General features: G+C 62.4%; 19 protein-coding genes. 4 read left to right on the top strand and 15 right to left on the bottom strand.

Features of this window, described 5'->3' with window-relative positions; all coding sequences use genetic code 11:
* Positions 1-37 precede the first annotated feature (37 nt).
* The 7 genes from SIC14_RS11190 to SIC14_RS11160 form a co-directional block, all read right to left on the bottom strand.
* Positions 38-2,653, bottom strand: coding sequence for a hypothetical protein (locus tag SIC14_RS11190; RefSeq protein WP_412562018.1), 2,616 nt, complete (start codon positions 2,651-2,653; stop codon positions 38-40).
* Between the two features lie 146 nt (positions 2,654-2,799).
* A complete protein-coding gene (locus SIC14_RS11185) occupies positions 2,800-3,858 on the bottom strand; it encodes a serine protease (protein ID WP_412562017.1) in 1,059 nt (352 codons plus the stop codon).
* 111 nt (positions 3,859-3,969) lie between these two features.
* Complete coding sequence (locus SIC14_RS11180) at positions 3,970-5,967, bottom strand: caspase family protein (protein ID WP_412562016.1); 1,998 nt, start codon at positions 5,965-5,967, stop codon at positions 3,970-3,972.
* A 133-nt stretch (positions 5,968-6,100) separates the two neighbouring features.
* Complete coding sequence (locus SIC14_RS11175) at positions 6,101-7,549, bottom strand: patatin-like phospholipase family protein (protein WP_412562015.1); 1,449 nt, start codon at positions 7,547-7,549, stop codon at positions 6,101-6,103.
* A 53-nt stretch (positions 7,550-7,602) separates the two neighbouring features.
* The gene (locus SIC14_RS11170) at positions 7,603-8,982 is read right to left on the bottom strand and encodes a sensor histidine kinase (protein ID WP_412562014.1); all 1,380 of its coding nucleotides are present in this window, start codon (positions 8,980-8,982) and stop codon (positions 7,603-7,605) included.
* A complete protein-coding gene (locus tag SIC14_RS11165; protein ID WP_412562013.1) occupies positions 8,979-9,755 on the bottom strand; it encodes a response regulator transcription factor in 777 nt (258 codons plus the stop codon). The genes SIC14_RS11170 and SIC14_RS11165 overlap by 4 nt, the downstream gene beginning before the upstream one ends.
* Before the next feature lie 21 nt (positions 9,756-9,776).
* The gene (locus tag SIC14_RS11160; protein WP_412562012.1) at positions 9,777-11,096 is read right to left on the bottom strand and encodes a trypsin-like peptidase domain-containing protein; all 1,320 of its coding nucleotides are present in this window, start codon (positions 11,094-11,096) and stop codon (positions 9,777-9,779) included.
* A 195-nt stretch (positions 11,097-11,291) separates the two neighbouring features.
* Between SIC14_RS11160 and SIC14_RS11155 the strand changes: the two genes are divergently transcribed.
* The 4 genes from SIC14_RS11155 to SIC14_RS11140 all read left to right on the top strand — a co-directional run bounded on the left by SIC14_RS11155 (position 11,292) and on the right by SIC14_RS11140 (position 15,946).
* The gene (locus SIC14_RS11155) at positions 11,292-11,960 is read left to right on the top strand and encodes a hypothetical protein (protein WP_412562011.1); all 669 of its coding nucleotides are present in this window, start codon (positions 11,292-11,294) and stop codon (positions 11,958-11,960) included.
* 10 nt (positions 11,961-11,970) lie between these two features.
* Positions 11,971-14,139, top strand: coding sequence for a caspase family protein (locus tag SIC14_RS11150; RefSeq protein WP_412562010.1), 2,169 nt, complete (start codon positions 11,971-11,973; stop codon positions 14,137-14,139).
* A 490-nt stretch (positions 14,140-14,629) separates the two neighbouring features.
* A complete protein-coding gene (purU, locus tag SIC14_RS11145; RefSeq protein ID WP_412562009.1) occupies positions 14,630-15,514 on the top strand; it encodes a formyltetrahydrofolate deformylase in 885 nt (294 codons plus the stop codon).
* Between the two features lie 135 nt (positions 15,515-15,649).
* Complete coding sequence (locus tag SIC14_RS11140) at positions 15,650-15,946, top strand: Dabb family protein (RefSeq protein ID WP_412562008.1); 297 nt, start codon at positions 15,650-15,652, stop codon at positions 15,944-15,946.
* 37 nt (positions 15,947-15,983) lie between these two features.
* Here SIC14_RS11140 and SIC14_RS11135 read toward each other — a convergent pair whose 3' ends face one another.
* From SIC14_RS11135 to SIC14_RS11100, 8 genes are all read right to left on the bottom strand, one after another.
* On the bottom strand, positions 15,984-16,538 hold the full coding sequence (locus SIC14_RS11135) for an AAA family ATPase (protein WP_412562007.1): 555 nt from the start codon (positions 16,536-16,538) through the stop codon (positions 15,984-15,986).
* A 112-nt stretch (positions 16,539-16,650) separates the two neighbouring features.
* A complete protein-coding gene (locus tag SIC14_RS11130) occupies positions 16,651-17,802 on the bottom strand; it encodes an acyl-CoA dehydrogenase family protein (RefSeq protein ID WP_412562006.1) in 1,152 nt (383 codons plus the stop codon).
* A gap of 86 nt (positions 17,803-17,888) precedes the next feature.
* Positions 17,889-19,055 carry an ABC transporter substrate-binding protein gene (locus SIC14_RS11125; RefSeq protein ID WP_412562005.1) on the bottom strand — a complete coding sequence of 389 codons (1,167 nt, stop codon included), beginning with the start codon at positions 19,053-19,055 and terminating at the stop codon, positions 17,889-17,891.
* A gap of 50 nt (positions 19,056-19,105) precedes the next feature.
* Positions 19,106-20,941, bottom strand: a complete 1,836-nt coding sequence (locus tag SIC14_RS11120) for an AMP-dependent synthetase/ligase (protein ID WP_412562004.1) — start codon at positions 20,939-20,941, stop codon at positions 19,106-19,108.
* Positions 20,932-21,696 (bottom strand): ABC transporter ATP-binding protein, encoded by a 765-nt coding sequence (locus tag SIC14_RS11115; RefSeq protein ID WP_412562003.1) that lies wholly within the window; start codon positions 21,694-21,696, stop codon positions 20,932-20,934. Before SIC14_RS11115 ends, SIC14_RS11120 begins: the two co-directional genes overlap by 10 nt.
* The gene (locus SIC14_RS11110) at positions 21,693-22,475 is read right to left on the bottom strand and encodes an ABC transporter ATP-binding protein (RefSeq protein ID WP_412562002.1); all 783 of its coding nucleotides are present in this window, start codon (positions 22,473-22,475) and stop codon (positions 21,693-21,695) included. The genes SIC14_RS11115 and SIC14_RS11110 overlap by 4 nt, the downstream gene beginning before the upstream one ends.
* Positions 22,472-23,569, bottom strand: coding sequence for a branched-chain amino acid ABC transporter permease (locus SIC14_RS11105; RefSeq protein WP_412562001.1), 1,098 nt, complete (start codon positions 23,567-23,569; stop codon positions 22,472-22,474). The genes SIC14_RS11110 and SIC14_RS11105 overlap by 4 nt, the downstream gene beginning before the upstream one ends.
* Positions 23,570-23,572: 3 nt before the next feature.
* Positions 23,573-24,448, bottom strand: coding sequence for a branched-chain amino acid ABC transporter permease (locus tag SIC14_RS11100; RefSeq protein WP_412562000.1), 876 nt, complete (start codon positions 24,446-24,448; stop codon positions 23,573-23,575).
* Between the last annotated feature and the right edge of the window lie 109 nt (positions 24,449-24,557).

The following is a 24,557-nucleotide window of genomic DNA, read 5'->3' as shown; positions in this document are numbered from 1 at the left end:
ACGCGCGCGCCTTTCCTAGCAGCCGTCGTTTTTCCACTCACTCCGGCAGGCTCTGCGCATAGTCCCAGCCGATCAGCGCCGCCCACTCCGCCCGCGCCCGCAGGTTGGCCGCATCAATCTGTGCCCCGCCCTCACCGGTCATGATGTCATTGCGCCAGTCGTGATACACCACATTGGATTGCGTCATCTGCTGATAGGCCCCCGCCAATTCGCCACCGCGATAGAGGTCAATCGCATGGTTCAACTGGATCCGTGACCGCGTCGCGCGCCAATCGCTCTCGTCCTCGGGGATTGCGGCTAGGGCCTCGGCAAACAACTGGTTGGACAGGTCTTGGTCCCCCGCATTGCCCGCCATCATCGCCTGCTGCGTCAACAGCTTGATCTGATCCGCAGGGCTCAGCGCCTCCATGAAAACCGCATCGGCCAGATGCGGCTCCAGGATATCCACCCCGCGCTGCGGATTTTCGGAACGAGACCAGATCGCATTGGCATAGGTCACGATCACACCTGCCGCCAGATCAGGGCGGTGACGGCGCACATTGATGATGTCATAGGCTTCGCGTGCCAGCCCCGCCGCTTCGGCATTGCGCCCCATCCACAACAGCAAATCCACCTGCGCCGCCATCAGAAACGCCAGCGTATCACGGCGATGGTTGGGATGTTTGCGCCAGGATTTGGTGGCCCGCCGCATCCATTCCAACGCCTCTTCATGCTGGCCCCGCCAGCCCAGCGCGTTGCCCATGGAAAACTGCGCTGCTGCCACCATCGAACTGTCCTCGGGCACTTTCTCCGAGATCGACAGGATCAGCCGCCCCAGCTGCGCCAGAGCGTCGTCATCAAACAAAGCATTCGGCGCGTTCAGCAGATAGGCCAGCTGCACGTAGTCCTTGGCCAAATGCAGATCGGGATAAGCCTCCAGCGCCACCAATGTCTCCGCATAAAGCTGTTCGCCCTTTTCGGGGCGCCCGTCGGCAAACACCATTTCCAGTGCAATGCCAGCCGCATAGAAATCCCAGACCGTCAGCGCCCGCGCCGGATCACGGGCCTCATACCGTTTGAACCAGTTGCGCAACGCCAGTCGGGTCTGCACCTGTTGCCCCGCCTGGGAGTGGCGAAACGCCCAAAGCGCAGCCACCGCGCTGGCCTGATCAGGGGGCAGATCTTCCAGCCGTCCACGCAGGTTCAGCAGGGGCAATTCCGCACTGTCGGGATCATCCGCCGACCCCCAGACCCGCGCAATCAGCTCCGCCACCTGAAACAACGCTGCATCCGGAGCCACGGCCCCGCCCACCGCCGCGCGCCCCTGATCAACCGCCTCCACCACCTGATCGACCCGTCCGGTGAAAGCCGCATAAAGCGCACGGTTCAGCGCCACCGCCGACGGGTCCGCCCCATTGCGCAGGGCTGCCCGATCCAACAAAGGCCCGATCGCCGCATGATGCCCCTCAAAAAACAGCCGCAACACGTCCGACCCGTCCGCGTTCAGCACAAAGTCCACCTGATCCAGCGCGCCCAGCTCAACCGCAAAGGCAAAACCCTCCATCCCGGGATCTTCCAGCCGGATCTCGCGCCGGATGCGCTGCACAAAACTGTCGTTCTCCCGTAGGCTTTTACGGGCTTCCTGATAGGCATCGCGCAGATGTTGCTGCGACAGCATGTCCTCTCCTAGGTAGTTCTTTGCCCGCCCCATGTTGTAAAGCAGCCCCGCCACCGCCGCGTCGCCAATGCCCTTGGCCCGCCCCAGCGTCAGATCCTGCTGCAATTGGGCATAGGCGGCCTCCAGCCCCTCCTCATGCGAAAGCGCCCCCGCCAGCCGCAACGCATTGGCGTAATAGTCGTTGTCGAACTTGTCCCGTCCTTGCAAAAACACATGCCGTTCACGCAGGATCGGCAACGCCTCGGCGTGACGTCCGGCATTGCTCAACAGCAGCGCGTGATGGCCTCGGTAATGGGATTTGTGAAGATCATTCACCCCCTCCAACCTCTCTGACAGGTTAAGCAGTTCCTCAGACTCCGGCAGCAGGGCCTCCGCCGAGATGCCCTTGCGCCGTTGCAGATCCAGATTGAAGTAGACCAGATGCACCGCCTGTTGGTTGGTCACCGGCCCCTCTGGGTTCCAGCTGTCAAAGAAGCGCGACAGGAGTTCACCTGCATCCGCGCTGTCCAATTGGGTTGCCACCAGCGCCAGATAGTAAAACGCCAGCTGGCCGCTGTCATAGGTGTCCTGCCGGTTAGCGCTGTCCACCAACGCGCGGCGCAGCTGCACCTCAGCCTCGCTGCGATGCCCCTGCTCATAAAGCGCGATGGCAGCAAGGGTGGAGGCCTCGATCCGGTAGGGGTGGCTGACGTGTTCCGGCGCATCCAACGCCGAGGCGACCGAGGTTGCAAACCGCGCCAGATCGTCCCATTCCTCGCGCAGGTAGTAGTACCGCGCAAAGGCCAGATTGGGATAGTGATGCACCAATGTGGAATAATGCTCAGCGCCGTAGGTGGCATCATTGGCCCGCGCCAGCAGCGCATAGGCCTGGTCCCAATCCCCTGCCTCTGCCGCCGCATAACCCGCATCCGCCCAGCCGAGGATATCCGCCTCGCTTGGCGCCTCCGCAGGCATCGCGGTCTTCGTGCCCCCGACCTCCTGCGCGATTGCGGTCATTGGGGCCGACATGAACGCAGACTGCGGGACGACAGAAAGACCCAAGCCAAAGGCCAGCATCCTCGTAAATCGCCCGGCAAGTCGCCCGGCAAGTCCGCTGGCAAATCGCCCAGCAAGACAAGCTGGCTTATGCCGCCCCGCGGCCATCAGTTTGCGTTGATCGTCTGTTCCAGCCAGGGCAGGAAGTTCGACACCTTCGTATAGGCCGAGAAGATCGCATTCTCATCACAGGTTTTATTCGGCCCCGCCGACAACCCCCAGCTGACCACACCGGCCTGCACATAGCTGCCGTCATCCAAAGGCACCACCAAAGGCCCGCCGCTGTCCCCCTGACAAGAGGTGCGGCCGCCCTCAAATGATCCTGAGCAGATCATGTTCTCGGTCAAGGGCAAGGGCGCCCGTTTCACCAGCTCGGCCCAGGCTTCCTGTGCGCCCTCCTGGTTCAGACCAAAAGTCCCTGCCGCCTGGGCAAACCCCGGCACCGCCGCTTCGGCGCGGGCTTCCATGATGGCACCGTTGCACATCTCGCGCCCCATCATCTGGATCTCAGCCTGATACATATCGGCGGGATGATCGCCCCCCGTCACCAGCCCCCAGCCGGTCACCACAGTCGGCACACCGGCCTGATCCAAAATGTCGCCAAACTGCGCGTCTGGCACAGTGATGGTCTGGTAAGGCACGTTCGGACGCCGCGCCAGTTTCAGCAGGGCAATATCCCCGTCCCAGCCGTTTGGATTGTAATTGGGATAGCGAAAGACGCCAGTCACCGGCACGTTGTCCCCTTTGCCCGGCGCAATCTCATTGGTGCCAACCAGGATCGACAGCTGACTGGGATGCAGGTCAAAGTAGCTGCCGTCCTTGTCCTGATGGTTGATGCAATGCGCGGCCGTCAGCACCCATTGATCCAGCACCAGAGAGCCACCACAGAAATGGGCATTGGGCGAGAGCGGCTGACCCGCGATCATCAACCCCACCTGCCAGGGCCAGGCCCCATCGGCGGCGATCTCGCCGCCAATGACTCGCGACCCGCTGTCATCTTTGGCGGCCATCGCCTCGCGTTCGGCCTTTTTCTGGCTTTCGGCAAACCCAAAGGGCGAGGCCACCGTGGGATCCGGCGCAGGCAACGCCATTGTCTGAGCCAAAGCCCCCGCTGCCATCGCCACCGTTGACCCTGCCAGCAGAGCGCCAAAAATCACCTTCACCATGTCTTGTCCTTTCTCTCGTCTTGTCTGTTGTCTTGTTGGAATTCGCTTTCGTCTGTCTTGTTACCTGTCTTGCTGTTTGTTTTTGGCCGCGCTCCAGCCACGGCATGCAGCTTAATCCGCCCTTAAATCCACCCGGAACCGATGCACTTTCAGCGCCGGCAGTTTTGGCCCACCAAAGGTAAAGTTGCGCGCGCCCGCCCCTGGCTCAATTGCGGCGCCCAGCCAGTTGCCCAAGGCGCTGTCCTGCCCCATCGCGCGGGTCTGCGCCGGATCCGCAAGGCCGGTCAGCACCACACGGGGGGTACCTTCTTGCGCGGGCATGGACAGCACAATGATCTCTTCCCAGCCCAGTTGTCTGGTGGAATTTTGCACCAACATCCCGACCTCCTGCACCTCGCCAAAAAGCACCCGATTGCTGAGCCCCGGTTCCGGCCAGATCGCCGTTAATCCCAGATCCCGATCAAGGTAGAGCACGGTCACATCCCGCGCCGTTTTTGACCCGTTTGACAGGCTCAGCCACAGCTGGTCGCAATGCTGCGCTGCAACCGGCGCTGTCACGGCAACCAGATCCGCCGCCTGCAAGTCACAACCGCCCTGCGCATCCACTGCGCCAGCTGCGCGGCCCAGCGTGACTTTCAAGCCGCCCACACCGGGCAAGGCAAATCCTGTGGCGCTTTGACGTTCTGCCAGCGCCAAGGCCCGTCGCATACGCACCGCACGTGCGCTTGCCTCAATCAGTGCCAGCAGCTCTGACACCTCCGTGAGCCGCGGCGCACGGGCTGTATCAAGCACCCCGTCTGCCCCGGCCAGCACCACGCCACCGTCCTGAAAATAGGGCACCCAATCCGGCGCTGTGGCCGCAAACTGCAAACCGGGCAGACCGGCCGCCGCGATCTCTTCCCAGGCCGCCTGCCAGACCGCATAGGCGCCCGCATCCGTCACCACCGGCGTTGCAAAACCAACCGCGGGCGGCAGGCCGGGGCGGCGCAGCGCGGCGTAACCCTCAGGCGGCACATCCGCGCCCTCAATCGTTGCTGTGTTGGCGAATATCTCTCCCACGCGGCCCAGCGACACAGGCGTTGACGCTTCCAAACTGGAATAGACCGCCACTTCTGCACCGATGTTCCAGCCAGACAGCAACCCCGCCTGCAATGTCCCGCCAAGGATCTGCACCCGCGTCACCGGCGCGGCCTCGCCCAGCACTGCAGCCGCCATCAAAGGGCCTTCGCCATCAGGGGTTTGTGCTGCGGGGCTGTCGCCGCGCATCCGGTCCTGCGCCGCTTGCAGCGCCTGCGCCCAGGTCAAGCGCGGCGCCTCGGCCAGCACCTCCATCAAGGAGCGGGTGAAATCGCCATACCAACTGGCTGGATCATCCGCAGGCCCGAGGGGATATTCAAACGCCCGCTGATCTGCCTGCGCGGAATAAAGAAAGGCGTATTGCCCCACCAGCGGCTCCGCCACAGCCCCCCCATGCGCCGCGCTGTCAGAGCCTTCTGACGTCAGCGGCAACCCCAAGGCCTCCGGCGCGACATACCGCGCCACCCCTTGGCCGCCACCGCGAAATCCAGTGGCCGAATGGCAGGCATCGATCACGGCAACAACCTCGGCACCGGTGTCGAGCAGCCCCTGCATCAACGGCGCAAGCTCATCATCTATGATGGCGTTTTCGACCTGACCGATCGCCCCCCGCCAGCCTTTTGCATCCGCTGGCAGCAGGATTTCATCGTAGCCCCCCGCCTCATCGCCGTTTTGATCCGGCGCTTGCGACCCGTGGCCCGAGTAGTAGAAAAACAGCTGATCCCCAGCGCCCGCTCCCTGCCCCAGACCTGCAAGCCCTTCAAGGATCGCCTGCCGCTCAGGCAGGCCAGCATGCTGCACCCCCTCCGGCAGCGAGACACCTTCGGCGGCCAGCACGGTGATCTGCGCCGCCGCCACGCCCCGTGCAATGAGCGTTTCAGCGACCAACCCCACATCATTGGCAGGTCCGCGCAGATCCGCATCCAGATAGAGGTAGTCCGAAACCCCCACCAGCAGCGCTCGATCCGCCGCGTGCCCCGGCACGGGCAGGCAGGCCACAAGCAAACTCAGCGATGTCAGCAAATGTCTCATATGCCTCAGCCTATGGGGTCCTGTCCTTCTTGCAATCCTTGCCGTCTGTGTGACGGCACTTGTCATCAATTCAATCCCTATTGGCCCTAACCGGCCCCAATTGCCGCGCCCGACAGCTGACCGAACGATTGATCTAGCGACTTACCGGCGTGATCAACCGCGCCCCCGCTGGCACCTTCCGCCGCGCCCCGTCCAGCCCTGCCGCCACCAGAAAACCGCGCAATTCGGGATTGTCGCGGGTGGCCATGCGCCCGGCCTCAATCGCCAGATCCACCTGATCCAGCTTCAGTTTCAACCGCGTCGGGATCTCATCCAGATCGGCCTGCATCTCCTGCGGCAACCCGTCAAAGCCAACCAGCCCCACGAAGAACTTCACATCGCGGCAATCCCAGCCCGCTGTTGAGCCCCGCAACCGCCGCACCTCGGACCGTGGCAGGGAACAGCGAAACTCCACAATCGCCTCTTCCCATTTCTCAAATTGCAACCGCATCGCGTCATAGCCCGTGCGGGACGCTGCCCCCATCGCGCTGCCCGCAATCGACATCGCCAGATTGGCCCCACCCGGACCGCGCAGCCGTTGCCGCCACTTGGGGTCTTTCTCCACACCCGCATCGGCCACAAGGAACAGGAACCGCTTCAACCGCACCGCCTCTTCTGCGGACAATGGCGCAAAACCATTGCGGGCCCGCGCCCGTTCAATCGCCAGCCCCGTGGTGCCAAAATTGTCGGTGATCCCGCCATCCAGCAGCTTCACATAGCGCCCCTTATCCGGATCGGCGTAGCCCTCCAACGCTTTGGCATGGGCGCGCATCGCCGCGCTGGCTTCGGGGTTGTAGCGCGCCGCTGTCAGCCAATCAGGTTCCGTGTAGTCACAGCCGCCCTGATGGGCCTCGACCACCACCGGCGCGAACACCAGGGGAAACGCCGCCGAGGCCGCCACCGCATCCGACAAGGGATAACGTGCCAGGTCCGAACAGAGCGCATCAAAGGTTTCCGGCGTAAACAGGAAGGTGGTCTGGTTCGCCACATCCGCCGCATTGATCCAAGTCTTGATATCGGACCGCGCCTTCAGATCCCCAAAGGTCGCCCCGTCAAACAGCGTTTCATCCAGAAACCGCCCGAACGTACGCCGCCCATTGGCCCCGCCAGAAAGCCCCCGCGCAATGGTCAACGGATTAAAAGCATTGTTCGCCATATAGCGTTCGGCGTTTTTCACCAGAAAAAGATCGCGGTAACGGTTCACCCCGTTTGGGCCATAAAGACCGAAGTAAGCCGCCGTGACCGATCCGCCCGACACGCCGGTAACCAGCCGGACCTCTGACAGAATACCGTCGGGATCCGCATCACTGGCAGAGCTGTCGCGCAGTGCCTCCAGCATCCCATGCGCAAAGGCCGAGGCCCGCATGCCGCCGCCCGAAAACGCCAGTCCAACATAGGTCTCACCATCTGCGATGCCGTCAAACTCTGCCGGCGCCACAAGCGCCGCGTTTTCGCCCGTCTCCAAAGGGGCGTTAATCGGTTTGTTCAATACGGCGCAGCCCGCAAGGGCCAGAAATGTCGTCGCAAAAATAACGTGCTTCATCGTCCCCCCGAAGTCTTGCAAGTGGCGTGCAAGTGGTGCGAGATAACTTTCCGCTATGGCAGCTTAGGACAGCTCAGCTGAATCGCAAAACCTTTATTTTGCTCGACATTCTGCCCGTCCCCGCTGTCCGGCAGGCTCAACTTTGCGCCATGCCGTGCAGCGATGGCCTGCACCAGCGCCAGTCCTAAACCATGACCTGAAATGCTCTGATCCCGCTCGCCTCGGCTAAAGCGGTCAAACAGCCTGCCCTGCAGATCCTTCGGCAGGCCGGGGCCGGTGTCGCTGATCCGCAACACCACCTGATCCTCTGCCGCCCAAAGGCGCAGCGTCACACTGTCACCGGTGTGGCAGTATTTGATCGCGTTTTCCAACAGGTTCGACAACAGCTGCGCCATCAAACTGCGTTCGCCAAGGATTTGCAGCGCCGGCGTGATCTCCACCTGCATCGAGAGGCCCTCGTCCTCCCCCAAGGCGGCATAGAGGTCAAAGACCTCCGCCGCCAATGCGGACAGGTCCAGGGGCAGCAACCCGGGCCGTTCCCCCGTGGCCGCCTCGGCGGCGGAAATGTCCAACAGTGCCTCAAAGACCCGCACCGCCTGCCGCAAAGCCTCCTGCGCCTCGCCCGTGTCTGCGGGCAGGGCCGCCAGCTGTTGTTGCACCCGATTAAGCGGCGTGCGCAACTCATGCGCGATGCTGTCTGACAGGCGATGGGTGGCCTGATTGAGGTGCAGGATCCGGTCCAGCATATGGTTCACATGGGCCTCCAGCGTGGCAAATTCATCGCCGCCCGCCTGCACCGCAACCCGCGCCGTCAGATCGCCGGTCGCCACCTGCTCGGCCACCGTGTTCACCGCTGAAATCCGCCCCAGCACCCGCGCTGCCACCAGCCGCGCCAGCAGCAAGGACACAACCGACAACCCCATCAGCACCCAGAGGATCAGCGCCCGCAACCCCGCCAAAGTCTCCAGCCGCCCATCAGAACTGCGCGCCACCATCAGGGCAAAGCCACCGGGCAACTCCACCGCCGACACCAGATACCGCCCGTCCGGCAGGTTCACCGCCTGACCCGCCACCTGAAATGGCGCGTCCACCAGTTGTGGCGAGATCCCCTCTGGCCAGACCGCCAGATTGCCCGCCAAAACATTGCCGCCCCGATCCAACAACAGATACCGCGCCGCGCCCGCCCCGCCTTCCACACGGTAGGCTATGGCCGCTCTTAGCGCCGGAATGCGGCGTTGTTCATAAAGCGCTTCAAAGGCTGCCAGATCCGCCGCCAACAGGGCGCGTTGTTCTGCCTCCAACGACCGCGCGGTCATCCGGTACTGCAGGGCCATCGCCAGCCCCGCCACCGCAATCAACAGCGCCGCCAGCCCCAGCGTCATCCGCAAACTGGCCGAGCGACGCGGCGGCGGTGGCGCAAACCCTGCCCTCACGAACTGCCTCCGGTCACCTCAGACACTGTGCCCGCCTCGGAAACCGGCCGCACCGGATCAAACACATAGCCCACCCCGCGTTCGGTATGGATCACCGGACGTCCCGCCACCTCTTGCAGCTTGCGGCGCAAACGGCCGACATGGACATCCACCACATTTGTCTGCGGATCAAAATGCAGCTTCCACACATGTTCCAACAACTGCATCCGCGTCACCACCTCTCCGGCGTTCCGGGCGAAATAGGTGATCAGCTCGAATTCTTTTGGGGAAATCGCCACATGCGCCTGGCCGATATGCACGGTGCGGGCTTTCATCCGGATCTGCAAATCGCCAAACACCACCACATCATTGTCAAGGCTCACCATCCCCGCGCGCCGCAACAGCGCCCGCAACCGCGCCCGCAGCTCTTCGGGGTCAAAGGGTTTCGCCAGATAATCATCCGCGCCCTTCTCCAACCCTTCGACCTTATTGGCGGCCCGTCCCAGCGCGCTGACCACCAGCACCAAGGCGGTAGACCCCGCCGCCCGCAGTTTGGCAATCGCTTCAACCCCGTCGCCGCCGGGCAGCATCCGGTCCATAATAATGACAGCAAAATCCGCCAGCCCCGCCGCCTTTACCCCATCGGCAAAGTTGCGCATCACCACGGGGTCCGCCCCAAGCTCGGTGACCGCCGCCTCAAAGGCGCGTGCCGCATCGGGGTCATCCTCCACGATCAAGATAAGTGGGCGGGCGGACCTGTCAGTGTTATCAGAGCTGTCAGACGTCTGTTGCATCAGTTTCTCCTGTTCCCACTGTCAGAAATTGACCACATCGGGGTCAAGCATATTTGCACCGCCCAGAGGCCGCAGCGGCGTGCCATTGCGCCAGGGATCCAGCGGGATATGCACGTGGCTGCCATCCGCCCGCTGCACCAGTAGCAACACCGGCTTGCGCAGGGTCAGCTGGCGCAGGGCCATCGCCCCGATCTGCTGCCCGTTCACCGCCACGATCCGATCGCCCGCGTTCAACCCCGCCATATAGGCCGGGCTTGCTGGAGTCAGCGCAGCAATCTCGGTGCTGCCGTCAACAAGGGCAACCCCCAGCCCCGCAAGGTCATAAGCCTCGACCCGCAACAGCCCGCGGGCACGCGCCCCCGCCTCAGCCCTGGCCAGCCGCAAAGGCGGCGGTGTCACCCGCAATTCCAGCGCAACCTCAATCAATGCACCCGCCCGCCAGACCTCAGCCCGCAGAACCTCTGCCTGCCGCCGGTCCAGAGTGTAGGCCAGATCGCCTACCGCCCGTATGATCTGCCCATCGAGCGACAGGATCACATCGCCCGGTCGCAGCCCCGCCGCGGCCGCCAATCCACCCGCCGTCACATCATCCACCAGCACCCCGCGTCCGCGCACCAGACCCAGCGCCTCGGCCACCGCACGGTTGACCGCACGCCCCTGCAGGCCCAGCGTCACCACTGCGCGCAGGCGCCCTGCAACAAAAGCCGCCACCAGTGCCACCGGCAGGGCATAGGCGATCCCCACAAACAAACGCGACCCATCAGCGATCTGGCTGTTGATCCCCAAGAGCCGTCCCTCCGCATCCACTAGGGCCCCGCCAGAACTGCCCGGATTCACCGCCGCATCATGTTGGATCATGCCCACCGGCACATGCGCCTCAATCTGCCGGTCCAGCGCCGAGACAATGCCACGGCTCACGCTGCCCGCCACCTCCAGCGGCGCACCAATGGCATAGACCTCTTGCATCAGCTGCGCCCTGCCAAGAGGCAAGCCTGTGCCGAACACCGGCACCTCCAGCGCCAACAACGCCAGGTCCCGCGCCGCATCCACCCGCACCACCTGCGCCACCACCCAAGCGCCACCGTGGCGCAACTCAACCCGGCTGCGGTTGCCCACCACATGGGCGTTGCTGACCACCAGAAGGCCATCGCCCCAGATCACCGCCGAGCCGAGGAACCGTTCCTCCCGATCATCGCTGTAGACGCTGACCACCCCGCGCAACGCGGCCTGCAACCCTGTCGCCGGTGCGGCGCCGGCCTCAGATCCCGCCCTGACCGGCCCGTTCACCAAGGTCAAGCACAGTGAAAACACCACAAAACCCCAAGCCAAAATCCGCTGCATCAAGGGCGCTCCTGCTGCTTGTGAAAGACCCCTCTGCCCTAACAGCGCCCGCGCCGTAGATCACATGACAAGTCCCGTCATGAAAGGTTGAGCTGCAAAAAACGCTTTGGAAATTGGCGGTCAGCCGCCATCATCCTGCCTCAAGAACAAGGAGAATTATGATACCCCATTGCGATCCAACAGGTAGGAGCCCCAATGCCCCTTTCTCATTACACTCTGTTCAAGACCCTATTGATCTGCACCGGTTTTTGCCTGCCCGCCAGCGGCACATTGGCCGAGGATGCAACCGACCTAAGCCCAATCAAACAGGCGGCCCTGTCGGGTGCGCTGTTCCAGATCGGCCTCAGCAGCGAGGACCCGCTGCTGCTTATCACCGCCGCAAAACTGCGTCGCGCCCTGAACCTTTCAGCAACCGAACGCACCCCTGATCGGACTGTCGCCCTCACCGGCGCGGACGCTCCAGATGATCCGGTCACATGGCAGCAGATGCTGGAAACCGCCACCCGTCTTGCCGGCGATGATATTGTCCTCCTCAGCCTGATCGACGACGTGCGCAATGAGGCCAGCAAAGGTGTCGCCACCGGACAGGTCTATTCCATCACCTCAATCCGCGCCAAAGGGCAGGATACCTACCCGCCACTTCCCTATGTGGGCGGCGACTATGGCGAGGTCTATGTCGAAGGCAGCGGCGAAGCCGACCTGAACGTCACCGTGCTGGACAGCCAGAACCGGCTGGTCTGCGCCGACACCGACAAAAGCGCCATCGCCTATTGCGGCTGGCGTCCGGCCACGGATGGCAGTTTCACCATTGTGGTGGAAAACCGTTCCAGCCGGGGCAGCGCCTACACGCTCATCACCAACTGAGGGGCCCGCCATGTTCCGTCTGCTCGCCGCCGCCGTCGTGCTGCTTGGCACCTCCAGCCACGCCCTTGCCCGCGACAACCATGCGCTGCTGATCGGCGCCTCAACCTATCCCAATCTCGAAGAACGGTTCTGGCTGCGCGGCCCCAAGAACGACATCACTCTGGTGCAAAGCTACCTGATCCAACACGCACCGGTGCCTTTTGCGCCGGAAAACGTGCTGGTTCTGGCCGATGGTCTGGACGGCTACACGGCCCCCACCCTTGCCGCCATCCGTGACGCGGTGGCCACCCTGACCGCCCGTGTGGACGAAGGGGATTTTGTCTACCTGCATTTCTCCGGCCACGGCTCTCAAGCGCCGGCGCTGGATCCTGCGTCTGAACTGGACGGGCTGGACGAGCTGTTCCTGCCCGTCGATATCGGCCCGTGGAATGACACTGTCGGCACCGTGGAAAACGCCCTCTTGGACAATGAGATTGGCACCATGCTGGACGGGTTGCGGGCCAAGGGTGCGGACGTCTGGGTGGTCTTTGATAGCTGCCACTCTGGCACAGCCACCCGCGCCGCGCCATCGGTACAGGACGATATCCGCCAACGTCAGCTGCCCAGCGCAGCCCTGCGCATCCCGGACGCGGCCCTCGCTGCCGCCGAAACCCAATCCCGCACGCTGCCCAATGCCAATACCGATCCCCGCCACCCTGCTCCCGCACCGATCGAAACCACTGCGCAGAGCGGCTCACTTGTGGCCTTCTTTGCCGCACAGACCAACGAAACCACCCCCGAACGCAACATGCCCCGTTCCTCTCTGGAACGGCAGCTTCAGGGCGTGTTCACCTACACCCTGTTTGAAACCCTCGCTGAACGCCCCGGCATTTCCTACCGCCAGCTTGGCCAGGAGGTGCTGCGCAAATACGCCAGCGGCAATCTCGCAGGCTCCACCCCGATGTTCGAGGGCGACCTCGACCGCGCCGTTTTCGCGGCTGGCGCACAGGCCGCAGGCACCAGATTGCTGCAATGGCCGGTGACCGCACAGAAAGACCAGCTGCGCCTGAGCGCCGGACAGCTGCATGGGCTGCATCCGGGGACCGAGCTTTTGCTGATGACCTCCCCCGCCGATCCAGATGACAGCGCTCTGGCCACTTATGAGATCGGCAAATCCACCGCCTTCTCGGCGGTTGCGACCCTGAAAACCGCAGGCAAGGGGGAAAATGCCGCCTCTTCTCCCCCCGAACTGCCCAAAGGCGCGGTGCTGCGCCTGACAGCCAAGCCGCTGGACCTCACGCTGACCGTCTCCCGCCCCGCCGCAGGCAGCGCCCCCGCCGATGCGCTGGACGCCGCTCTCGCGATCATCACACGCGACGGGCTGCTCGGCCCCCGCCTGCGCTTTGTCGCCGTGGCTGAGGACGCCGACCTCCGCCTGATGCACCTGCCCGACAGCGCCCGCCCCGACGCGCTCTGGCTTCTGCCCAATAGCGCGCTCAGCGCAGACGCCCTGCAACGTCAGCCCTCTATCTCCACTCAGGACAAAACCGCACTGGAACTGGCCGACGCGCTCAGCGAAACCCTGGCCCAGATCGCCAAAGCCACCAACCTCATGCGCCTTGGTGCCACCACCGCCGGCTCCACCATAGAGGTCGAAGCCCAGCTGACCACCGCCCGTTTCGATCCGGATCTGGAAGAGGTGATCGAGACCAGCCGCGTCCTACCCGCCCAACACACCGTGCCCCGCATGATCCCCAACGATGTGATCGGCCTCAACCTGCACAACCCGACAGACAAGCCAGTGGATTTCAACATCCTCTACGTTGGTGCAGATTACGCCATCACCTTCATGGGCAATGGACGCCTGCAACCGGGCGACCGACTGCAAGAGGATTTCGTGCTGGTCACCGACGAAAGCTTTGGCCGCGACCGAATGGTTGTGATCGTCACCCCCGCTGCCAAACAAACCACGATCGAGGATCTCTCTTTCCTGGAACAAAGCCCCGTCACCCGCACCCGCGCCGCCCCCGCGGCCCCTGCCGAAGGCCTGCGCGGTCTGCTGGATGAGGCCGGCTTCGGCCAGACCACCCGCGCCGCTATCAGTCTCTCCAAACGCAAAAAACAGGCGGTCCCAACCCCGCTGTTCCTGCAGTTCGACATCGACACAATCCCCGCCACAGCGACGCCACAAAACAACTGATCCAAAAATCCGCAGAAAAATCTGCCCGCCCCCAAACCTTGGCACGGCGCTTGCTTAAATCTCTGCAGCACAGGTTGCCACACAGGGCAGACGGACCACAGCTTGGTCCCTCCGTCTTACTCTCCTACCTCTAGGAGGGGACATGTTGGGCTCGCTTAGCCTCGTGGGCAACCGGGTGCTTGCATCGTTCTGGGGTGCATATTTAGGGGTCTCCTCGGCCTGGCCTGCCTGATCAGGCCGGGGAGATCACTTTCCCGCCTTCCTGCCCTTCTTCTTGGTCCCAATATCCTGGGTGAATTGGCCCCAAGGGGCCAAGAGGGCAACGCCCTCCCGCCCCGATCCACATCGCTGTGACCACCATCGGAACATCTCGTTCCGATGCCAGCCCCGCCGTTCCCGCAAATCTGCCTTCGCCCCGCATTTCCGCAATGGACGCGGCCCCGCGCTGCGCCAATATCGCGGCCCGACCCTTCTGCAAACGGACGCGCCTATGACCTCCTACGCCCTCACCGTGCATTGCCCCTCCACCCGTGGGGTGGTCGCCGCCATTGCCAATTTCCTGGCCGATCACGGCTGCAACCTCACCGACAGCGCGCAGTTTGATGATGCTGAGACCGGCGCGTTTTTCATGCGGGTCAGCTTTCGCAGCGAAGAGGGGGCGACACTGGACCAACTGCAGTCTGCCTTCGCCGCCGTGGCCACCCCGTTTGACATGCGTTTTGCCTTCCATGACGAGACCGAGAAGATGAAGGTCGTTCTTATGGTTTCACGCTTTGGCCATTGCCTGAACGATCTGCTATACCGCTGGCGTATTGGTGCGCTGCCGATTGACATCGTTGCGGTGATCTCCAACCATCTGGACTACCAGAAACTGGTGGTGAACCACGACATCCCATTCCACTACATCAAGGTCACCAAAGCCAACAAACCAGAGGCCGAAGCGGCGCAGATGGCGGTGATCGCGGACAGCGGCGCCGAATTGGTGGTGCTGGCGCGCTACATGCAGGTGCTCTCGGATGAGATGTGTCAGAAAATGTCCGGCCGCATCATCAACATCCACCACTCGTTCCTGCCTTCATTCAAAGGAGCGAATCCTTACAAACAGGCGTTTCAGCGGGGTGTGAAACTGATCGGGGCCACCTCGCATTACGTCACCGCCGACCTTGATGAAGGGCCAATCATCGAACAGGATATCATCCGCGTCACCCATGCCCAAAGCGCTGAGGATTACGTCAGCCTGGGCCGCGACGTCGAAAGCCAGGTGCTGGCCCGCGCCATCCACGCCCATATCCACCACCGGGTTTTTCTGAACGGCAACAAAACCGTGGTTTTCCCCGCCAGCCCGGGCAGCCATGCCTCGGAACGGATGGGCTGAGACCGCGCACTTCGGCGCATTTTGACGCGGCTGTCGGAAAAACAGAGGGGTTGATTGACACTGCCGATTGACCCCGCGCGCGCCCGTTGCCACATCTGCCGCAGGGAGGCCAATTACGGCCCAAAGGAACGCGCCATGATCCGTCACATCGTCTTTTTCACCGCCCGTGATCCCAAAGACCGCGAAACCGTCTACGAAGGCCTGCGCCTGTTGGAACAGACCCAGCACGCGCGCCATTTTGAGATTGGCCGCAACATCAAGACCGATCAGCTGCAGGGCGACATGCCCGATTTTGTGGTCTATGGCGAATTTGAAGATGAGGCCCAGATGGCCGCGTTCAAAGCCGACCCGCTCTACCAACGCTCGATCGAGATTGTCCGCCCCCTACGCGACATGCGGCTGGCGGCGGATTTCCTGACCGACGCGGCCTAGGCCCAGTCAAGCCCAGTCAAGCCCGATTACGCAGCCGTCACGCATAGGTGCGGCGCACGGCCTTGTGGTCCATCACCTTATTAACCAGCCGCATCATCGGCAGCGTGCCGCCCAGTCGCAACACCGGTGTGGTCTGGCGCTCCAGCCAGGCCTCCTGCCGATACATGTTGCGGCCTTTGAAGTCGGGATCATCATATTGCGCCGCCCAGGCGATCAGCCGTTCGTAGCCCACACACATGTCGCCGCCGGGCAGGATGCGGCGCCCGTGGTCTTCGCGTTCGCGGCGCATCAAACGGTCCATCCGGATCGGCGTTGGCACCATCAGGAACACAATCAGGTCCGCCTCAGCGATCAGATCCTCCCCCCAGCCTTCGACGCAGCCGCTCAAAACCCAGCCCCCTGCCCCCGTTTGTTGGGCCAGCAGATTGCGGCGATCGTCTTTGCTGCGTTTCGTCACAAAGGGCGGCACGGCTTCGCACCAATAGCCATCATCCACATCGGCATGTGAGACGTGCAGCCGCTGCGCAAGTGCGCGCCCAAGGCTGCTGACACCGGTTCCAGCCGCGCCCGTGATATAAATCCGGCGCGTCATGTTTCCTCCCGTCCTGTCGACATAGTGTGAGGCAGCGGGCTGACCAGATCAACGATTCTATTATTAAGAAACCGTTAACACAGCAACCAACCCTATAGTTGTGCGCGCCCCGCTAGTTCCGGTTCCGCCCGTCCAGCCCCATGCCGCGCCCAATGATCTCGCGCATGATTTCCGAGGTCCCTGCGTAAATCCGGCTGATCCGCGCATCTGCATAAAGCCGAGAGATTTCATACTCTTCCATATAGCCCGCACCGCCAAAAAGCTGCAGACAGCCATCCACAACGCGCCCCTCCACCTCGGACGAAAACAGCTTCGCCTCTGCCGCCAGTTCCGCGGTCAGCTGCCCGCCCAGATGCGCCATCGCACATTGATCCACCAGCGCCTGCGCCGCATCCACCTCGGTGCGCAGGCTGGCCAGTTGAAACCTTGTGTTCTGGAACATCCCAATCGCCTGCCCAAAGGCGCGGCGCTCCTGCACATAGTCCAATGTGATCGCCAAGGCCCGCTCTGCCCGCGCCACAAAACCCGCCGCCCCGATCAGCCGCTCCTCGGCCAGATTGGTCATCATCATCTTGAACCCCTTGGCGGGATCCCCCAACACATGGGTCTTGGGCACTTTCACATCGTCAAAAAACAGCTCCGCCGTGTCCTGCGATTTCAGCCCCAGCTTCTGCAACGGCTGGCCGCGACGGAACCCTTCCATCCCCGCCTCAACCAGAAACAGGCCAATCTCATGCCCAGGACCAGTACGTGCTGCCACCACCACCAGCCCCGCCAGCAAGCCGTTGGAAATATAGGTTTTAGATCCATTAAGCAGCCAGTGATCGCCCTTATCCTCGGCCCGGGTGCGGATTGCAGCCAGATCCGATCCGGTGCCGGGTTCGGTCATGGCAATCGCCAGAATTGTCTCGCCAGAGACCACGCCAGGCAGGAACCGCGCCTGTTGGGCGGGGCTGGCAAATTTCTGCAGGTACGGCCCGACAATCCGGTTGTGCAGCGCGATGAAAAACCCCGGTTCCCGCGGGTTCAACTCTTCGGTCAGGATCATGTCGTAGCGAATGTCATCGAGCCCCAGCCCGCCGTGCTCCTCTGCCGCAAAGGGGCATAGAAACCCCTGCGCACCCGCCTGTCGCCAGACCTCTGCCGACACCGATCCCGCCGCCCGCCAAGCCGCACCATGCGGGAAGACCTCGGCCTCGGCCCAGCGGCGCACCGCGTCGCGAAACTGGTGATGTTCCGGTTCAAAAATCAGACGTGGCAACATGAGTGCTCTCCCTCGCAATTCCTCAGGCCGCACGCAAAAGGGCGGCCCCGCGGACCGCCCTCCTCGACCAAACCCGCAGGCTCAGATCATTCGATGGTCTGGATCAGTTTCCAAGACCCGTTCTCCACAACCGAGACAAAAACGCTGCGTCCTGCCACGTGGTTGTCCCCGCTCATCGCCACCGGATAGCCGGAAATCACGTCCTGAAACGCCAGCCCTTCCATCGCCGCGATGAACCCGTCGCGGGTCAGGTCCGGGCCAGCCGCTTCCAGTCCGCGCACCAAAAGCTCGGCCGCAGACCGACCCAGCAATGCGCCGGAGCCGGGGAACTTCTCACCGGTGGCTTCGGTATAGGCTTTCACCCAGCCACCCACTTCCGGCGTAGCCAGACGGGCCTCCAGATCCTGCCAGCCCGCGCCCGCATAAACGCCGCCCATGACACCCTGCGCCGCCAGACCTTTGGCCACAACCGTGTGGAAACCGGCCGATGACAGCACAAATTTCATGTCGCTCATGCCCAGCTTGTTGGCCGTGGCGATCACGTTGATCGTCTGGCTGACACCCAGCGCCAAGCCCACGGTGTCACAGCCGCCATCCTTGATCTTGCCCAGCGCACCGGCGAAATCGGTTTCATCCGGTTTGTGTTTGGTTTCAACACCATACGCCGTTCCCGAGGCCGCCGCCCCGGCCTGAAGCCCCTCTTTGATCTCGATCCCGAAATCGGTGGGCAGATACATCAGACAGAAGGTTTTCGAGCCCTGCTCTGCCGCCATATATTCCGTGGTGGCCTGCACCCCATCGAAATAAGAGGAGGTGCCGGCAAACTTCCACGGTTCAAACGGTTCCACCATCTGCCGCGCGGCGGTCAGCGGGCTGACATTGGGCACGCCTTTTGGCCCCATCAGCTTGAACATCGCCAGATTGTGCGGCGTACCAAGGTTCAGGAGCATGGCAAAAACCTGATCGCGGTTCACCAGCTTGTTGGCCGCCTGCACCGCCTTGGGCACCTGATAGCCGTGATCCTCAACGATGTAGGTGATCTTGCGCCCGTGGACGCCGCCTGCGGCATTGACCTCATCAAAATAGAGGTTTGCCGCCTTGACCGCAGGCACCGAGAAGGGGGCGAAAATCCCCGAGAGGTCATGCGCCCCGCCGATCTTGATCTCATCGGCGCTGACACCCATTTCCGCCTGCGCGCCCGTCGCCGCCAGCGCCAGTGCCGCCGCTTTGGCCAGTAACTTCCAAGTCTTCATGGTCTTTCCTCCCTGTCGCTCCACACAGCCTGCCGCCGCACGGTCGTTGGTTAATACATGTCGTCAATCAGCGCCGCGTGGCGCTGGTTCACCTGGTTCCTCTTCAATTTCATCGTCGGGGTCAGCTCTTCGTCCTCTGCAGTCAGCAGAATATCGATTAGCCGGAAATCCTTGATCTGTTCCACCTGGGCAAAATCAGCGTTCACCTCTTTCACCAAGGCCCCGATCAAATCCAACACCTCAGGCGCACGGGTGAGTGAGGCAAAGTCCGAAAACGGGATCTGCCGGTCCTGCGCAAAGCGTTCGACATTTTCCTGATCGATCATGATCAGGCAGGTCAGGAACTTGCGCCGATCCCCGATCACCACCGCATCCGAGACATAGGGCGAAAATTTCAACCGGCTCTCGATCTCGGCCGGGGTGACGTTCTTGCCGCCTGCTGTGATGATGATGTCTTTCAGCCGCCCGGTGATCACCAGCCGCCCCTGATTGGTCAGCCGTCCCATATCTCCGGTGCGCAGCCAGCCGTCATCGGTAAAGGTCTCTGCCGTCTTTTCCGGTTTGTTCCAGTAACCGCCAAAGATCGCAGGCCCGTGCAGCTGCACTTCGCCATCCTCGGCAATCCGCGCCTGCAGGCCCGGCAGCAGGGCGCCGACGGTGCCCATGTGGTTGTCCTCCAACGTGTTGACCGAAGCCACACCGGAGGTTTCCGTCATCCCGAACCCTTCGCAAAGGTTCACCCCAATGGCGCTGAACCAGCGCAGCAACTCGGGGCTGATCGGCGCCGCTCCTGTGGCGCAACGGCGGGTGCGGGACAGGCCAATCAGGTCGCGCAGGTTGCGCAGCACCAAAAGGTCGGCAAGCGCATGGTTCAGCCGGTCCAAGCCGCTGTAAGCGCTGCCATCCTGCTCTGCCGCGACCCGTTTCATCCCCGCCGCCAAAGCCCAGTCAAAGGCCCGCGCACCCAGCCAGCCCGCCTCGGAGCGGAGGATGGAAATGCGGGAATAGATCTTCTCCCAGATCCGCGGCACGCCGGTGAAGGAATGCGGCGACACCTCGCGGAGGTTGTCAAAAACGGTTTCGGGGCTTTCGGCAAAATTCACTTTGCAGCCCACAAAAATAGGCAGTTCCACCGAAATTAGCCGCTCCAGCACATGACACAGTGGCAGAAAACACAACAGCTCATCGCCACCTTCAAACCGCAATGTTTCGCGGCTGGCGTTCATCTGGAACAGCACGTTGCGATGGGTAATCACCGCGCCTTTGGGCGGGCCGGTGGTGCCGGAGGTATAGATCAGCATCCGCGGGTCGTCAGACTGCACCTGTTCCAACTCGGCCATGAACCGGTCGGGGTGGGCCGTGGCCTGTTCCAGCCCCAGCGCGATGAAGTCATCCCAGAACATCACCTGCGGGTCGGAAAACTCCGCCAGCCCATCGCGATCAAAGATAATGACCTTTTCCAGCTGCGGGATGGCGTCCCGCGCCTCCAGAAACTTGTCCAGCTGTTCATCATTTTCCAGAAACAGGAACCGCGCCCCAGAATCGTTCATCAGATAGGCCAGCTGGCTGGCGCTGTCGGTGGTGTAAACACCTGAGGGGATCCCGCCCATCGCGGCAATGCCCAGATCACAATAGAGCCATTCGCGGCGGTCTTCGCTGAGGATCTGCGCCACTTCCCCGCGCTGAAACCCCAGCGCCGCTAGCGCCAGACCCACCGCCCGCGCGCCCTCAAAATAGTCCTGCCAACTATAGGCCTGCCAGATGCCCAATGTCTTTTCGCGGTGGGCGATCTCACCACCCTGCGCCGCGCAGCGTTGCGCCCAGAGCGCCACAACCGTGTTGCAGCCCTCCACCGTGATCGGATCCTGTGTCGCACTCACCGCCATGTTTTGCGCCTCTTCCACCGTTTCTGGCCGCGTTGGCTGTCTTCCTGTTTGCCCAGATAGAACTCTTGAATATCGTCCGAGGCCTTCAGCGCAGCGCAGCTGTCGGCCATGACAATGCGCCCCATTTCAAGCACATAGCCCTTATGCGCCGTGTTCAGTGCCACATGGGCGTTTTGTTCCACCAGCAGCATGGTGACGCCCTGTTCGGCGTTCAGGCGTTTGATGATAGCAAAGATTTCCTGCGTCAGCAGCGGCGACAGGCCAAGGCTGGGTTCATCCAGCAACATCAGCTTGGGCCGCGCCATCAGCCCGCGCCCAATCGCCAGCATCTGCTGCTGCCCCCCCGATAGGAACCCCGCCGATTGCGCCCGTCGTTCCTTCAGGATCGGGAAGTAGCTGTAGACCAGCTCGATATCCTCGGCCACGCCGCCGCCCTTGCGGGCATAGGCGCCCATGCGCAGGTTTTCCTCCACACTCAGATAGGGGAACACCTCGCGGCCTTCCGGCACATGGGCCAGACCTTGGGCAACGATCCTATCCGGCTCCATCCCGTTCAACCGCTGGCCGTTGAAATCAATTGTACCCTTTTCGGCATCCATCAGCCCCGAGATGGTTTTCATCAGCGTTGTCTTGCCCGCCCCATTGGCGCCAAGGATGGTGACAATCTCGCCCTCGGTCACATCGATGGAGACCCCGCGCAGCGCCATGATAGCACCGTAAAAACTCTCGACGTTGCGCAATTCCAAGAGGTTCATGCCATCGCCCCCTCTGAAACATCGGTGCCCAGATAGGCGGCCTGCACCGTTGGGTCGCTCTGCACCTCCGCCGGTGTGCCCAGCGCCAGAGGTTTGCCATTGGCCACCGCCAGCACCCGGTCGCTGACCTGCGTCACCAGCCGCATGTCATGTTCCACCATCAAGACGCTCAGCCCCATGTCGCGGCGCATATCCTCGATCCAATAGGCAACGTCCTGACTTTCCTCCACCGACAGGCCAGAAGCCGGCTCATCCAGCAGGATCATCTTCGGCCCCATCGCCAGCGCGCGGCCGATCTCCACCACTTTGCGCACGCCATAGGGCAACCCGGCAATCATCTTGTCGCGGTAGGCTTCCAGCTCCAGAAACTCCATCACCTCCTCGACGTTCTGGCGATGCGCCCGTTCCTCGGCCCGTACCTTGGGCAGGAACAGCAGATCCTGCACCCAATTGGTGGCGCGGTGGCGATGCCGCCCCATCAGCAGGTTGTCCAGCACCGTGGAGTGGTCAAACAGCTCAATGTTCTGAAATGTCCTCGCAATCCCCATACCCGCCACATCATGCGCCGACAGTTTCGTCAGCTCAGCGCCATCAAACCGGATGGTTCCACGGGTCGGCTCATAGAAGCGTGAGATCAGGTTGAAGATCGTCGATTTCCCCGCGCCGTTGGGGCCGATGATCGAAAATACCTCGCCCTCTTCCACGTCGAAGGACACCCCGTCCACCGCCTTCACCCCACCGAAATGCACGGCCAGATCAGTAACCTCCAGAAGGCTCATTTGCTGCGCTCCGTCTTGAGGTAGGTTTTCTGGCGGCGGAACATGTCGCGTCGCGCCAGCGGGAACAGCTGCACATAGGCGCGGAACTTCAGCCAGCGGCCATAAAGCCCGTTCGGCTCATAGATGATGAACCCCACCAGAATGACCGAGAAGATCAGCGTATCCAGCCCCGGTATCCCGCCCAGATCAATGCCCACCGTGGCGTTCAGCCCATCGCGCAGGATGGCAATTAACTGCGGCACGGCGGTGATCAGGATCGCGCCGAAAAACGCACCCTGGATAAAGCCCAGCCCGCCGATGGTGACCACCAGCAGCAGGTTGATTGAGATGAAGATCGAAAACAGCTCGTAGTTAAAAAAGCTGATGTAATGGCCCATCAATGCCCCGGCGAGGCCAGTGACCCCGCAGGAGAGACCAAAGGCCAGCGCCTTGGTGCGGGTGACATTGATGCCCAGCGCCCGCGCCGAAACCTCACTGTCGCGCACCGCCAGAAAGCTACGGCCCGTCGGACTGCGCAGCACATTGGCATAGGCCCAGGTGGTCAGCGCCACGATGACCAGCACCAGCCAGTAGAAATTGTTGAGGCTGGCGTAGCGGTCAAAATCGATCCCAAAGAGCGTGATTGAGGGCGCAAAGATGCCGCCCACACCGCCGGTGACAGGTTCCAGAATGATGATCATCTCTTCGATGATGACAAACAGCGCCAGCGTGGCAATCGCCAGATAGATCCCCGACATACGCACCGCCGGAATGGCCACAATCGCGCCGAAACACCCTGCCGCCAGACCCGCCAGCGGAAAGGCGATGATCCACGGCACGCCCGCGTTCATCAGCCCCGCATCGACATAGGCCCCGATGGCCATAAATCCGGCATGGCCCAAAGACACCTGACCGGAATGACCCACCAGCAGCATCAGCCCCAGCCCCGCAAGGGACCAGATCAACGTGTTTGTGGCCTCGGCCAGATAGTATTCGCCCACCAGAAACGGCAGTAGCGCCAGCAGCCCCAGTAGAACAGCGATCTTGCCACGTTCCCACCAGTCGGGGTGCAGGTCGATGTCCTTGTCATAGCTTGTTTTAAACACCGCCCGCATGGTTCAGACCTTCTTGGCGTGGATCTGTGCGAACAGCCCGCCGGGGCGGGTGGTCAGCACGATCAGCATCAGGATATAGGGGCTCATCTGGCTAAAGCCCGACGGCAGGTAGCGGGCTGCGATGGGTTCGACCACGCCGATCAGCAGGCCGCCCATCAATGCACCGGGCAGGCTGCCGAAACCGCCGATCACAGCGGCGGCAAAGGCTTTGATGCCCAGCAGGCCAATATTGGGATCGATTGTCCCCTTGGAGGCATAAAGCACCCCCGCAATGGTCGCCACCACACCGGACAGCGCCCAGATCATCGAATTGATCCGCCGCACCGGTACGCCCACGATATAGGCGGCCATCTGGTTCTGCGAGGCGGCCTGCGCGGCCAGTCCCAGCTTGGTCCGGCTGAAAAACAGCCACAGGCCAAGGGTCAGCGCCGCGGTCACAAGAATGGTGAGGATGTCTTCATAGCCCAGCACCAGCCCGCCAAGTTTGACATGTTTGCCAGCAAAGGGCGTTTCCAGCACCAAGGGGGTGAAGCCCCAGATCGATCCGGCCACAAACCGCAGCACAAATCCCAGGGCAATGGTTAGGATCACCAGCGCAAACTGCGGCTGGCCAAAGATGCGCCGCACCACAAAGCGGTCGATGCCATAGCCGACCCCGCCCATCGCCGCGCAGGCCAGCAGGATGCCGGGGAAAAACGGCAGCGCCCAATAGTCCTGATTGACCATGCCCAGCGCCACAAAGGCCCCCAGCATCATCATATCGCCTTGGGCAAAGTTAACGCCTTCGCTGGCTTTGTAGATCAGCACAAACCCCAGCGCGACAAGGCCATAAACACAGCCCGAGGCGATGCCCCCAACGATCAGCTGGATCAGCTCCATCCGGCACCTCCGTGTGTTCGGCGGAGCGGACGGCCCACGGAAAGCGGCTTGGGCAGCGGCCTGGGTTGGGGCCGCAAGAAACCGGATAGCGCCCTGAATGAACAATCGT

It is taken from the genome of Thalassobius sp. MITS945101, from assembly GCF_047123305.1.
In the GTDB taxonomy this organism is placed as follows: domain Bacteria; phylum Pseudomonadota; class Alphaproteobacteria; order Rhodobacterales; family Rhodobacteraceae; genus Thalassobius.
This window is presented reverse-complemented; position numbering and strand designations above follow the sequence as displayed.